General features: G+C 48.0%; 15 protein-coding genes. 8 read left to right on the top strand and 7 right to left on the bottom strand.

The window, feature by feature from the left end; all coding sequences use genetic code 11:
* The first annotated feature begins 5 nt into the window (after positions 1-5).
* Positions 6-1,259 (top strand): beta-ketoacyl-ACP synthase II, encoded by a 1,254-nt coding sequence (gene fabF, locus AC1DYT_RS23445; protein WP_477461997.1) that lies wholly within the window; start codon positions 6-8, stop codon positions 1,257-1,259.
* Between the two features lie 11 nt (positions 1,260-1,270).
* The gene (gene rnc, locus AC1DYT_RS23440; protein WP_477461996.1) at positions 1,271-1,996 is read left to right on the top strand and encodes a ribonuclease III; all 726 of its coding nucleotides are present in this window, start codon (positions 1,271-1,273) and stop codon (positions 1,994-1,996) included.
* A gap of 91 nt (positions 1,997-2,087) precedes the next feature.
* Here the strand turns inward: rnc and AC1DYT_RS23435 are convergent, their stop codons facing one another.
* Complete coding sequence (locus AC1DYT_RS23435) at positions 2,088-2,852, bottom strand: hypothetical protein (RefSeq protein WP_477471930.1); 765 nt, start codon at positions 2,850-2,852, stop codon at positions 2,088-2,090.
* Between the two features lie 195 nt (positions 2,853-3,047).
* On the opposite strand from AC1DYT_RS23435, the gene AC1DYT_RS23430 reads away from it, so the two are divergent.
* From AC1DYT_RS23430 to AC1DYT_RS23405, 6 genes are all read left to right on the top strand, one after another.
* Positions 3,048-3,914, top strand: a complete 867-nt coding sequence (locus tag AC1DYT_RS23430; protein WP_477471929.1) for a YicC/YloC family endoribonuclease — start codon at positions 3,048-3,050, stop codon at positions 3,912-3,914.
* A 92-nt stretch (positions 3,915-4,006) separates the two neighbouring features.
* Positions 4,007-4,591, top strand: a complete 585-nt coding sequence (gene gmk / locus AC1DYT_RS23425) for a guanylate kinase (protein ID WP_477471928.1) — start codon at positions 4,007-4,009, stop codon at positions 4,589-4,591.
* Between the two features lie 90 nt (positions 4,592-4,681).
* Positions 4,682-5,254: a nicotinate (nicotinamide) nucleotide adenylyltransferase gene (gene nadD / locus AC1DYT_RS23420; RefSeq protein WP_477471927.1), complete on the top strand. Its 573-nt coding sequence runs from the start codon at positions 4,682-4,684 to the stop codon at positions 5,252-5,254.
* Between the two features lie 62 nt (positions 5,255-5,316).
* Entirely contained in the window at positions 5,317-5,505 is a 189-nt protein-coding gene (locus AC1DYT_RS23415; protein WP_477471926.1) for a hypothetical protein, read from the top strand.
* Positions 5,499-5,810: a type II toxin-antitoxin system RelE/ParE family toxin gene (locus tag AC1DYT_RS23410; protein WP_477471925.1), complete on the top strand. Its 312-nt coding sequence runs from the start codon at positions 5,499-5,501 to the stop codon at positions 5,808-5,810. The genes AC1DYT_RS23415 and AC1DYT_RS23410 overlap by 7 nt, the downstream gene beginning before the upstream one ends.
* A 71-nt stretch (positions 5,811-5,881) precedes the next feature.
* On the top strand, positions 5,882-6,481 hold the full coding sequence (locus AC1DYT_RS23405; RefSeq protein ID WP_477471924.1) for a MiaE family protein: 600 nt from the start codon (positions 5,882-5,884) through the stop codon (positions 6,479-6,481).
* Between the two features lie 132 nt (positions 6,482-6,613).
* Here AC1DYT_RS23405 and AC1DYT_RS23400 read toward each other — a convergent pair whose 3' ends face one another.
* The 6 genes from AC1DYT_RS23400 to AC1DYT_RS23375 form a co-directional block, all read right to left on the bottom strand.
* Complete coding sequence (locus AC1DYT_RS23400) at positions 6,614-7,543, bottom strand: hypothetical protein (protein ID WP_477471923.1); 930 nt, start codon at positions 7,541-7,543, stop codon at positions 6,614-6,616.
* Between the two features lie 60 nt (positions 7,544-7,603).
* On the bottom strand, positions 7,604-8,116 hold the full coding sequence (locus tag AC1DYT_RS23395; RefSeq protein ID WP_477471922.1) for a response regulator: 513 nt from the start codon (positions 8,114-8,116) through the stop codon (positions 7,604-7,606).
* Between the two features lie 298 nt (positions 8,117-8,414).
* A complete protein-coding gene (locus AC1DYT_RS23390; RefSeq protein ID WP_477471921.1) occupies positions 8,415-9,452 on the bottom strand; it encodes a Kelch repeat-containing protein in 1,038 nt (345 codons plus the stop codon).
* A gap of 7 nt (positions 9,453-9,459) precedes the next feature.
* Positions 9,460-9,987 (bottom strand): hypothetical protein, encoded by a 528-nt coding sequence (locus AC1DYT_RS23385; RefSeq protein ID WP_477471920.1) that lies wholly within the window; start codon positions 9,985-9,987, stop codon positions 9,460-9,462.
* Positions 9,988-10,005: 18 nt separating this feature from the next.
* Entirely contained in the window at positions 10,006-10,752 is a 747-nt protein-coding gene (locus AC1DYT_RS23380) for a dioxygenase family protein (RefSeq protein WP_477471919.1), read from the bottom strand.
* A gap of 580 nt (positions 10,753-11,332) precedes the next feature.
* Positions 11,333-12,157 carry an N-acetylmuramoyl-L-alanine amidase gene (locus AC1DYT_RS23375; protein ID WP_477471918.1) on the bottom strand — a complete coding sequence of 275 codons (825 nt, stop codon included), beginning with the start codon at positions 12,155-12,157 and terminating at the stop codon, positions 11,333-11,335.
* Positions 12,158-12,494 lie beyond the last annotated feature (337 nt).

Here is a 12,494-nt window from a genome sequence, read left to right as displayed (position 1 = left end):
GTTAAATGGAGTTTAAAAGAGTTGTAGTAACCGGGCTTGGAGCGCTTACTCCAATTGGTAATACCGTACCAGAATATTGGAACGGCCTAATCAATGGGGTAAGCGGCGCTGCCTTTATCAAGAGTTTCGATGTATCGAAATTCAAGACTAAATTTGCCTGCGAAGTAAAGAATTTTGACGCGGAAGGTTTTTTGGGCCGTAAAGAAGCCCGCAAGCTAGATCCCTTTGTTCAATATGCTTTGTTCTCTACAGAAGAAGCGGTTAAAGATGCCGGATTAGATTTCGAAAAACTGGATACCAGCCGTATAGGCGTTATCTGGGGATCGGGCATTGGCGGGTTAAAAACGTTTTTGGACGAAGTGGTGAACTTTGCCAAAGGCGATGGTACCCCTAAGTTCAATCCGTTCTTTATCCCAAAGATGATTGCCGACATTGCGCCGGGCCATATCTCTATCAAATATGGTTTACGCGGGCCAAACTTCACAACTGTTTCGGCATGTGCTTCATCAAATAACTCGCTTATTGATGCCTTCAATTACCTGCGCCTTGGTAAAGCCAATATGTTTATCACCGGCGGTTCTGAAGCTATCATAAACGAAGCTGGTATTGGCGGTTTTAACGCTATGCACGCACTATCAACCCGTAACGATGACCCTGCTACCGCTTCGCGCCCATTTGATTTGGATCGCGATGGTTTCGTAGCCGGCGAAGGAGCGGGTACTATTATTTTGGAAGAATTGGGGCACGCACTAAAACGCGGTGCCAAAATTTATGCTGAGATGGTTGGCGGCGGCATGAGTGCCGATGCTTACCACATGACTGCACCGCATCCAGACGGCTTAGGCGCATCATTGGTAATGAAAGCCGCGTTAGAAGATGCTGGTTTAACACCTGCGGACGTGGATTACGTGAACGTACACGGTACATCTACACCCATTGGCGACCCGCAGGAAGTAAAAGCAATACAGGATGCCTTTGGCGACCGGGTTTATGATATCAACATCAGTTCAACAAAATCAATGACCGGCCACTTGCTTGGCGCGGCCGGCGCAGTTGAAGCGATAGCGTCTATTTTAGCGCTGCAAAATGGTATTATCCCGCCAACTATCAACCATTTTACCGATGACCCGGCTTTCGATCCGCGCATCAACTTTACGTTCAATAAAGCACAAAAACGCGATATTAACGTGGTACAGAGTAATGGTTTCGGTTTTGGTGGCCACAATGCATCGGTAATATTTAAAAGATACCAGCAATAACCCCGCGTTGGATGCCAATCAGCCGCTTTTACAAGCTATACTTTTCCCCTAATAGAAAATACGTTAAGGTTTTAAAGAATTTGCTCGGCTTTGTGCCGGGCAATTTATCTTTATACCGTTTGGCTTTCAGGCACAAATCGGTTGCGCAAAACATACGTAAAGGCGTAAAAAACAGCAACGAACGCCTGGAGTTTTTGGGCGATGCCGTGCTGGGCAGTGTAGTAGCCGAAGTGCTTTTTAAGCTTTACCCTTACGAAGATGAGGGCTTCCTCACCGAATTGCGCTCAAAAATAGTAAGTCGCAACAACCTCAATGCTCTGGGCAAAAAGCTGGGCTTTGATAAGCTGATAGAATTCGACACCAAGATACTGAACGCAGGCAGGCAGGGTTCGCTGCTGGGCGATGCCTTCGAGGCGCTCATCGGCGCTGTTTACCTGGATAAAGGGTATGATTTTACCCGTAATTTTTTGGTGAACCACATCATCAAATCCCACATCGACATCCATAAGCTGGAACAAACCGAAACCAACTTCAAAAGCAAGCTGATTGAGTGGTGCCAGCGCCACGGCAAGGATATAAGCTTTGATGTAATAACCAACCTCGATGGCGAAAGCGCTAAGCTGTTTACCGTACAAGCCGTTGTTGATGGCGAAGTAATGGGATCCGGCAAGGAGTTCAGTAAAAAGAATGCCGAGAAATTAGCTGCAGAGAAAGCTTGTGCTGCCTTGGGAATCTGATTCATTTTGGATTTCGAATGTTCAATTTCGGATTGAGGCTTGGTTAAGTTGTTTAACCACTCTCCACTCACTAATCACTCACTCACTAAAACTAAGGTTTCTTTATCTTAATATCCCCCGGGCCACCCAAGGATACAGGTGCGTTTATTTGGGGTAAGGCCTTGTACTTATCGCCATTCCGCTTGTAGTATTGGTAGTTGGTGCTGATGTGCTTCATCAGGTCGTAATCGGCCCATATTTTCAGGTCCTCGTACGATGGCCGCCAAAAGCTCATGAATTTTTGTGCCTCTACGGTGTCTTTCACGCCGGTAACTTTCATCACCAGCGGCAGGTTGTATCGGCGGTCAACCTCAGTTGCTTCCAGTTCGCGTTTGCTGAACGCTGCAAAGCGCCGGGCACGCCCGGGTGTTTTACCGAATAATTCGTAAATGCCGGTTAAGGGGTTTGTTAAAAAACTCAGCACGGGCGGCTTGCCATTGTAAAACGTACCCTGGCTTTTATAGGCCCCCATTATCTCCTTAAGTTCCTGCTTTTTGGTTTGGCCTACCACGCGCACCTCGCTCAGTTTAAATTCCGGCTGCATATAAACCACCATGCCGAAGCCTTCGCACTTTTGCTTCTGAACAGTATAATCTGATTTGGTAAATTCAAGCGTATCGCCAATATTGGCTTTAATGGTGTAGTTGCCCAATTCGTCGGTAATGGTTTCAAACCTGTTCTTCAGGTTTTTTACGGATACGCCGGAGAGCCTGTCGTTTGATATTTTGCGGTATGTGGTACCTTTTGCCTCCTGCGCATGCGCGTACACGAGGCAAATCAGCATAAACAATAAGGTGCAGGCAAAAAGGCGCTTCAAGGGCATAAATATTTATGGTACAAACTTATCGCTTTAAAACGGTTCGAAATGTGAAAAAGTGTTAAAACGGATGTGCGGATTGCAGATGTGCAGATTTCAGATGGAAGAGGACGAAGCGAGGTTTTGCGGTGCTGCGTCTCATATCTCAAATCTCATTTCTCAAATCTTTCCTTATCTTTGCACATGATAAAATCCATGACAGGGTATGGAATTGCCAGCTTCGATTCGGGCCGCACAAAATATACCGTCGAAATTAAATCCCTGAACAGCAAATTCTTAGAACTATCCCTGCGCTTACCCAAAGTGTTTTCGGAGAAAGAGTTCCAGCTGCGCAACGATTGCAGCAAGCAGATAGAACGCGGTAAAGTGAACTTATCCATTAATGCCGAGCAGGCCGATGCAGCGGAAGCCAAAGCTGCCGGTATAGACAAAGCCTTGCTTAAGCATTACTACAATCAGCTAAAATCGGTAAGCGATGAGTTGAACGAACCAGGCGGAAACCTGTTGCAACTGGCCTTAGGCTTGCCTGATGTGGTGAGGTTTGCAGAAGATACCGTATCAGATGATGAGTGGAAACTGGTAGAGAAAACCTTTAACCAGGCCATGGCGGCGTTCCAGCAGTTCCGCAGCGATGAAGGCAACGTGCTGGAGCAGGATATCAGGATGCGTATAGGCATCATCCTCAAAAACCTGGAATTGGTAGAGATTGAAGAACCTAAGCGCGTACCGGTTATCCGCGAGCGGCTTAACCAGTTCTTAAGCGAAGCCGTTGGCGCCGAAAGCATAGATAAGAACCGCTTTGAGCAGGAACTTATTTACTTTATTGACCGTTTAGACATCACCGAAGAAAAAATAAGGCTGAAGGCCCACTGCGATTACTTTTTAGAAACGCTGAAGAATGCCGACGCCAATGGCAAAAAACTAGGCTTTATATCGCAGGAGATAGGTCGCGAAATAAATACCCTGGGCTCCAAAGCCAATGATGCCAACATGCAAAAACTGGTAGTAGGCATGAAAGAGGAACTGGAAAAAATAAAAGAACAATTACTAAATGTGTTGTAAGCTGTTTTAAGGTTGGAAGGTTGTAAAGTTGGAATGTTATCGAACCCAACAGCAACCTTTAAACCTTATAACCTTTCAACTTTCCAACAATAATGAAAGAAGGTAAACTCATCATATTTTCGGCTCCATCAGGTGCAGGCAAAACTACTATCGTGCATCATTTGCTGGGCCAAATACCCAACCTGGAGTTTTCTATTTCGGCCACCACAAGGGCACCACGCGGCGATGAGGAGGATGGGAAGGACTATTACTTCATCAGCCTGGCCGAGTTTACCCACCGTATTGCCAAAAAACAATTCGTGGAATTTGAAGAGGTTTATACCGGCACGTTTTACGGCACCCTGCGCGCCGAGATTGAGCGCATATGGGCAAAAGGCAAAACGGTTATCTTCGATATCGACGTAGAAGGCGGCCTGCACCTTAAACGCAAGTACGATGGACAGGCGCTGGCCATATTCGTGCAGCCCCCATCCCTGGACGTTTTAAAGGAGCGATTGACAGGCCGCGGCACCGATAGCCCCGAAAAACTGCTGGAACGTTTCGAAAAAGCAGAAAAAGAACTAAACTACGCCCCGCAATTTGATATTATCCTCAAAAATTACGATCTTGAAACGGCTTGTGTAGAGGCAAAGAAATTGGTAAGCGAATTTATAAGCCCCCCAGCCTCCGTTAGCTAACGGAGGAGCTCCTGATGACTCAATTAGGAACCGGGGTATCCACAAATTTAATTTTTATTCCCCCTTTAGGGGGTTAGGGGGCACACACTGATGAAAATAGGTTTACTATTCGGTTCGTTCAATCCCATACACATAGGGCATTTAATCATTGCCAATTATATGGCCAACCATACCGCGCTGGATAAGGTGTGGCTGGTGGTATCGCCACAAAACCCGCTGAAGAAATACGGCGACCTCATCAACACCTACGACAGGCTGGAGATGGCCAAACTGGCTACCGATAATGCCACCAATATTGCTGTAAGCGATGTGGAACTGAAACTGCCGCAGCCATCGTACACTATTGATACCCTGGCCCATTTAAAAGAAAAATATCCCGAGCACGAGTTTGCCCTCATTATGGGATCCGATAACCTGGCTACCCTGCATAAATGGAAAAACTACAAACTCATCCTGCGCGATTACCGCATCTTCGTGTACCCACGCCCCGGCCACGAGAATGCCGAGTTTGCTTCGCACCCCTCCGTTACCATCACCATGACCCCACAGATGGAGTTATCGGCAACCTTCATCCGTAAATCCATCGCCGAAAAAAAGAACGTGCAATATTTTGTGCCTGATCCTGTTTTGAAGTTTATAGAGAGCAAGAGTTTGTATAAGTGAGATAGGCAACCCTTTCCGTTAAAAACGCTGAATATTAAATTTGAATTTTCGTAACTTTAAATATGGGAACATTAGTGATAGATAAAGAAAGGATTCAGGAGTTGCTTAACAGTTCTCCCGAAAGTGTTGTCATCGAGGACTTCATCGATAAACTAATCATCAATGCAAAACTCGAAAGAGCATTGGACGAATTAGAGAGGGGGCAGTTCTTGACCTCCGAACAGGTAGATGATGAGATAGAAAAGTGGTAAGAAAAGTCGTTTTTTTAGCCACAGCTATGCAAGACTTGCAAGCTATACATCAATACATCGCTTACGACTCAACCAAATTTGCCCGCTTAGAGGTTAAAAAGATAAAGGCTTATACCAACTCGTTAATCGAACATCCTTTTAAAGGCCGGTTATACCAAATATCACGGGAGAAAGAAATAAGAACAGTATCATTCAGAAACTACATGATATTTTATACAGTCTCAGATACGCAAATAATCGTTATGAGCATACATCACCATTCGCGAAGTTTGGATAATAATCCGGCACTTAATATTGGGGATTGAGGAGTTGAGTATTTTGCTTGCTTTCAGCGTTAGTCTTTCTGCTTTTAGCTTTTCCCACTATCTTTGCCCTCGTGAGCGAGAAAACCATCCTAAAACTGCATTTACCTACCGACCCGCTTTGGGTGAAGAATGTGGTAGAAAGCAATATAGAAGAATTGCTTACCGACCACGCCTACTGCGAGCAAAAGGCCGCCACCAATGCCATCACCATCATTGTACAAAACCCCAACCTCAGCGATGTAGTACAGGAAATGATTGCGCTTGCCCAGGAAGAGATGGACCACTTTAAACGCGTACACGATATATTGTTGCAGCGTGGGTACACCCTTGGCAAAGAGCGTAAAGACAATTACGTGAACGAACTGCGCAAATTCATCATTATAGGCGGCGGGCGCGAGGCACAACTGATAGACAGGTTGCTTTTCTCGGCCATGATTGAGGCCCGCAGCTGCGAACGCTTCAAGGTACTCTCAGAAAACATCAATGATGCTGCCCTCTCTGAATTTTATTACGAGCTGATGGTAAGCGAAGCCACACACTACGCCATGTTTCTCCGCCTGGCAAAAAAGCACGCCGTAGAAATAGATGTAGATAAACGCTGGGCCGAGTTCCTTGCCTACGAAGCCAAAGTGATACAAAACTACGGCAAAGGCGAAACCATCCACGGGTAAGCTTTACCCTCTTTGCGGAGGGTCGACCAGCGATAGTCCCCACAGCTGTGGGGAGGGTGAGTCAAAATCACAAAAAAGCCCCGGTTCTTCCTGAGAAAAAACGGGGCGGGGGTATATATAAATAGAGGCTAATTAACGGATAGCCTTTGCCGCCACAAATGTTCCTGTAGCATTAAACGTTACCACGTATTTGGTATTGTTCACCGTTATAAAAACATCGTAACCTAGCAAAGCACCCGCTTTGCTGCTTATAGAGAACGCCTTGTTGAACACATATCCCGCATAAGTAGTAGTTAAGTAAGTGGTAGCAGCGGCAGGCAATGCGGCTTCGGTAACCGATGCTACTTTGCCGTGGCGGGGGTCAATCTGGGCGCGTACTACCAGGCTGCCCGCAGGGGTAATGGCTGTTGCAAACAGGCCGTTGTTTTTGCTGATGAGCACATAAGTACTATCATGCGCCACAAAGGCGTGCAGCAGGGTATCGGCAGGGTAAGTGGTGGTAAAGTAAGTGCTCACGGCAGCAGGGATGGCCGATAACGCAATGGTATCGCGCGGGTGGCCGTTACGGTCGCCAAAGGGGCCGCCCTCATGGAAACGGCGACCGTGGCGCAGGTCGTCGCCAATGCGTTGCTCCAATACCTTTACAAAGGTGCCGTCGGTAGCAAATTTAAGGCCCACAGGGTTGCCATTGAACTGGATGGCTATGATATAAGCCGCGAGCACGCCGGTGCTGTCTTTTACCGAGAATGCCTTTTTGAAAGTATAACCCGCATAGTTGGTGGTGAGGTAAGTACCAACTGCTGCAGGCAAGGCGCTGAACGCAACGGTGTCTTTTTTATCGTGCCTGCCCATGCAGCCTACCAGGTACAGGCTATCGGTTGTACCCGATAGGCTTACGGTTGCGATGGCGATGGAGCCCGTGTTGGCAACCGCAGTGGCCAGCGCGTTGTTAGATGCCGCGGTGGTAACTTCGGCAGTAGTAGCGGCATCTTTGGTGCAAGACGATAACACGCCTGCGCTGCCCAGCAGCATTAAGCTGTAGTAGATAAGTTTCCTTTTCATAATCATGCTTTTTTTGTTTAAAAAATTGGTTTCTATATATTCAATTGTTGTTTTGGCGTATCAGGAAGCCATCAGATAATCTACCCGTGAGGCAAACAGGCTTATATCCAATGGCTTTACAAACAGGGCCTCGCATTTATAAGCTTCGGCCAGTATCTTTTTGCTTTTGTAGGCTGTTACTACTATGATGGGCACGCCATGCAGGTCGGCATCTTCTTTAAAGTCCCGGCAAATTTCCTGGCACTCGTTGTTCAGCAGCAGGTAATCTAAAATAACCAGGTCGGGTTTCAGGGCTTTGGCGCGGTCGTAAACGGCGTTGGGGTCGTATGTAATATGCACCTCAAAATTGCCCAGGTGCATCAGGTCGTCCACTACCGATAGTATGCGGTTATCCTTATCCAGTACCAGTATGTGTTTTTTATCATCCACGGCGCTCATCGTATTGCTAAATTTTGTTAAGCTAAAGGTGAGGCTTTGCATGCAGCCATTTTGCAGTGTATCGTTTAACGGCGGGAATGTATCGGTAAAGGGAACCGGGATTAAGCGGATTAATACGATTCTTTGGATTTTCACCTGCGTATTCAATAAATCAGGCCAATCCTATAATCCTAAAAATCATGGTTCAGACAAATCTCACCACAAAAACCCCATCCACTCAGCACATTACCGTTCTTCAAGTCTTTTTTGTAGTAACGCATGCTGTACAAAAAAATGGGGCGCCGTGCAGCAAACACGAACGCCCCGACTGAACTATATGAAAAAACAGAACGCTTATTAAAGCCACCTTTTTGAACGGAGGCAAAGGGGAGGGCTTGCTCTAAACCTAAACACCTGAAGATTGCCTCCCCCTGCTCCGTTATGCCTTTGCCGGTTATTTCAACGTAAACACCTCTACGGCTATGTCGCCCCCGCCTTGCCCGCCGGGTGGCGGACCTGGCATGCCGCCGCCGGCTCCTCCTGCTATATAAATCTTATGTTCGTAAACCGTTCCACCAACGCCGTTGCGTGCCAGGTTAAGGTCGGCGGTTTTAATCCATTGGCCGCCTTTGGCCGGGTCGTAATAAAAAACATCTTTCTGCGGGCCATTGGGCGTAGTGGCAGTAGCGCGTTCGCCGCCTATGTAGTATATTTTGCCATCCAGGTTTACGGCTGTGCCGCCACCGGTCCCCAGGGGCAGTTCCGCGGCAAGCGTGCTCCATTTGCCTTTTTTAAAATCGTAACAATCTACCGCCAGTTGCACCTTATCAAAAAAAGACATAAAGTTGTCCTTATCATGTAAGCTGGTGTTGCGCCCGCCAAGGGCGTATAGCTTATCGCCCACCACTACAGCCTGTGCATGGTCGCGAATGTGCGGGGCATCGGGCAGTTGCTTCCAGGTCTTTTTTATCGGGTCGTACTCATCAAACATGCCGTTGGTACCGCTGGTATGGCCATTGGTAATGCCCGCCACCAGGTACAACTTGCCTTTATGTTCGACTGTGCCTGCCCCGGCGCGGCGGCGCGCGGCAGGTATTTCGCCCCCAACTTCCCACATATCGTATTGTGTATCGTAGGTGTACACATGGTCTATCGGCGTTTGGTTGGGGTAATTCCTGGTCATGAAAGCGCCCAGCACATATATTTTATAGTCGTAAGCCACGGCCTGCAAATGGTGCATGGGTACCGGTGCCATGGCTTTCTTATTCCAGGTGAGCGTAACCAGGTCAAGGTCCTCAACAGGCATCGCGGGGCCATCGCCGCCAATTAAAAAAAAGCCCTCGTCGGTTCTCACAAAGCTGCATTCGCTGCGTGCGGCTATTTTGTTTTTTGTTTTAAGCAGTTCCCATTGGCCGTCGCCTTTTTCTTTAAGCGTAAAGGCGCTGACCGCCAATAAGGCAATAATTGCGAGGTAAACAGGGGCTTTTTTCATGATGGTGCTAATTGTTGATTACAGATGGATGCGTCATTATCGACCTGTAATTTACAACAGATAAGCCATCCTGCATCTTTATGGTAAAAGTTTCCGAATCTACCAGCTCAGGTACTAGTCCATGCGCCAGCACCATGTATTCGCCAAAGGAGTTGAGCAGGGTAAGATCGCCAGTCATATAATGGATAGCCACCTTGTGCTTACTAAAATCGGTAATATCCGATTCAATCAGCTCGAATTTGGGTGTTTCAAAAAGCAGGCTGTTGCCCAAATTATCGCCAAGGCCCGGTATTCTCCCTTTCAATAGCTGTATAAAATGTCCCACCGAAAAGCTCAGCTTGTAATGCAGCGAGTTAGCGCGCCCATCGTTGGCCTTCATCTCCCCGAAGGTGGTGTACAGGCCCTGCTGGTTATACGTTTGCGATTTTAGCAGGAATTCCTGGTACGATGCATGCAGCACGCTTTTTTCGAAATCGCTTTCGGCAGATGTATCTATCACCTGCTTGTAGTTAAGTTTTATGATTGCTTTTGCCATGCCCTTAGTTTTTATACATTACAATGCCACGCCGAAGGAATAAGTACCGTTATAGCCCGCCGCTATGCTGCCTGCCATAGAAAGCGTTTCGTTAGCCAGGTCCGTAGCCGAATTACCGAAGATGCCATCGCTGGCGTTGCGGGTGGTATTGGTACCCAGGTTGTATGTAGAGCTGGTGTGCACTGCATCGGAAATGGTTTCGGAGAAGGTAAGCTGCGCGGTTTTTTTGAGCACGTTGTTCACGTATATCTCAAAGTGTATATGCGTAGCCCTGCCGCCGTACCAGCCCGGGTAAATGGTAATAAATTCTACAGCGCCCTTGTCATCAGTAGCCTGGTAACCACGCAGCCAGGTTTCGCCCACATAGCTTTTGGTGCCCGATTGCCCCGCCTGGCCCGAATAGCCCGAGTAGTAGCCATCTTTATTGCAGTGCCATATATCTACGCGGGCGTTGGTTACCACGTTGCAATTATCGTTGGTATTTACTACCAGCAAGTTTAAGGTTAGGGGTATGCCAGTTTGGCCCGCGGTAATGTCGCTGCGGTCGAGCGGGTTCTTGAGTTCGCCGCCGGGGTACGGGTAAGGGCCTTCCACTTCGGTTGGGCTAACGCGGCAAGCGCTGCTGGCTGCGTTGGTATCGGTAGTCGTGGTAGTGCCGGTAGTATCGGTTGTAGTGCCAACCGATTCCTTTTTGCAGGCCGCAAACAATACGGGGCCCGAGGCCGCAGCAACTGCAAATGTTCTTAAAAAATCTTTCCGTTCCATGGTTATAAAATTAGTAGGGCTAATACTTTAGTTTATTGATGTAAATGTACCGGAGGGGGAAAACGCAGGGCAGCGGGTGTCGGTAAATGAGGATTTTGTGTCGATAAGAATACGATTTTTCGCAGGTAAATGTTTTTATTGGCGCTCAAGAGGGCTTCGCCGTTGAGGGATTTGTGGGTAATCTTAAAATCGCCACGCTCGCTCGCATATTTGACTCACCCCGACGGCCCGCATGCGCGGGCGTCGACCCTCTCTGCTTCGCAAAGAGGGTGAGGAAAAGAAGAAAAAAAGATAGCCCCAATGTCTCCCCTTCTTTGCGCAGCAGAGAGGGGGCGGGGGGTGAGTCGACTCGTYACGCGGAAGTGGTACGCGGKTCGCTCGCATATTTGACTCACCCCGACGGCCGCTATCGCTGGTCGACCCTCTACTCCGTAAAGAGGGTGAAGAAAAGAAGGAATGAAGAAAAATATAGCCCCAATGTCTCCCCTTCTTTGCGCAGCAGAGAGGGGGCGGGGGGTGAGTCGACTCGCAATGCAAATCCTAAAAAACTGCTAACCGCCCACCGCAAACTGCCAACCGCCTAATACTTCCTATGCACATTATACAACACATCCATATCGCAGCAGGTGAGTACCGGCAGGTCGTCGGTTTGTACAAAGTGGCGTTTGAATGCGCTGATGGCGGCGGGCAGGTTGCTGGTATCGTACCCGATGAGTTTTAAAGCCGTTACATAATCGAAGCCCTCGGGGGCGGGTAGTTGCTCCACATCGGCCCACAGACCGAAACCTTTTTGGGCCAGCAATGCCCAGGGGAAAAACAGTCCGGGATCTGGTTTGCGGGAGGGGGCAATATCCTGGTGACCGATGAAGTTTGCCGTAGGGATATTATATGTTTTTTTCAACTGCGCCAATAGCAGCAGCAGGCTTTGCATTTGCGCCGGAGCAAAGGGTTCTTTGCCCGTATTATCCAGTTCGATGCCGATGGAGCAGCTGTTCATATCGCTGATGCTGCCCCACTTGCTGATGCCCGCATGCCAGGCACGCAGGTAATCGTTCAGCATGTGTACAATTTTGCCGTTTTTACTGATCACGTAATGCGCGCTCACCTGCGGTTTTACCAGCGTAAAGGTTTTAAGCGTTTGTGCCAACGAATCCTGCGCGGTATAGTGGATGATGACGTAATTAGGCTTGCGCAGGTTGAAGTTAACGGTACCAACCCACTCGCTGGCAATTGGCCTGCCCAGGCTATCGGCCAGGGTAACGGTATCCTGCTTTTGCACCACGGCCACCAAACTATCCGTAGCGCTGGTATAACGCTTCTCGGTAAGGGCGTAAGGGTTGCTAACCTTTGGCGAACAGGAGGAGAGGATGATAGCGGCGATGAAGAGGAGGTAAGCGTTTTTCATGAAGGGTAAAAATAGGGAAATATGATGAGTAACGTGTAAAGACGGTGTTTGTGTTCTTGGGAGAAAAGAGCAGCGTGTCGGACTGGCTGAGAATTTAAGCCCCCCACGTCATGCCGAATTTATTTCGGCACCCCACACGGCAGGTCTACGGCACGCAAAGCAGGTTAGCATGGTGGCCACTTTTATGATGGGGTGTTGAAACAAGTTCCATTAGACTTGCAAAGAAATTAATTAACAGATTGTTGTTGATAATTTTGGCATGTTAAAATGTGGAGAAGATAGCCGGTAGGAAATAGTCACGAGTTCTAGCCTTCGAGGCTCTATGTTGATCTAATGC

Source organism: Mucilaginibacter sp. P1_D10 (assembly GCF_056406215.1).
Note: the sequence above shows the minus strand (reverse complement) of the source record. Positions and strands in the feature narration are given on the sequence as shown.

Excerpts from the sequence above, each read along its gene's own strand:
- rnc (WP_477461996.1), top strand. The coding sequence starts at position 1,271 with ATGCCAATCAGCCGCTTTTACAAGCTATACTTTTCCCCTAATAGAAAA.
- fabF (WP_477461997.1), top strand. The coding sequence starts at position 6 with ATGGAGTTTAAAAGAGTTGTAGTAACCGGGCTTGGAGCGCTTACTCCA.
- nadD (WP_477471927.1), top strand. The coding sequence starts at position 4,682 with ATGAAAATAGGTTTACTATTCGGTTCGTTCAATCCCATACACATAGGG.
- gmk (WP_477471928.1), top strand. The coding sequence starts at position 4,007 with ATGAAAGAAGGTAAACTCATCATATTTTCGGCTCCATCAGGTGCAGGC.
- AC1DYT_RS23380 (WP_477471919.1), bottom strand. The coding sequence starts at position 10,752 with ATGGAACGGAAAGATTTTTTAAGAACATTTGCAGTTGCTGCGGCCTCG.
- AC1DYT_RS23390 (WP_477471921.1), bottom strand. The coding sequence starts at position 9,452 with ATGAAAAAAGCCCCTGTTTACCTCGCAATTATTGCCTTATTGGCGGTC.
- AC1DYT_RS23385 (WP_477471920.1), bottom strand. The coding sequence starts at position 9,987 with ATGGCAAAAGCAATCATAAAACTTAACTACAAGCAGGTGATAGATACA.
- AC1DYT_RS23415 (WP_477471926.1), top strand. The coding sequence starts at position 5,317 with ATGGGAACATTAGTGATAGATAAAGAAAGGATTCAGGAGTTGCTTAAC.
- AC1DYT_RS23430 (WP_477471929.1), top strand. The coding sequence starts at position 3,048 with ATGACAGGGTATGGAATTGCCAGCTTCGATTCGGGCCGCACAAAATAT.
- AC1DYT_RS23375 (WP_477471918.1), bottom strand. The coding sequence starts at position 12,157 with ATGAAAAACGCTTACCTCCTCTTCATCGCCGCTATCATCCTCTCCTCC.
- AC1DYT_RS23400 (WP_477471923.1), bottom strand. The coding sequence starts at position 7,543 with ATGAAAAGGAAACTTATCTACTACAGCTTAATGCTGCTGGGCAGCGCA.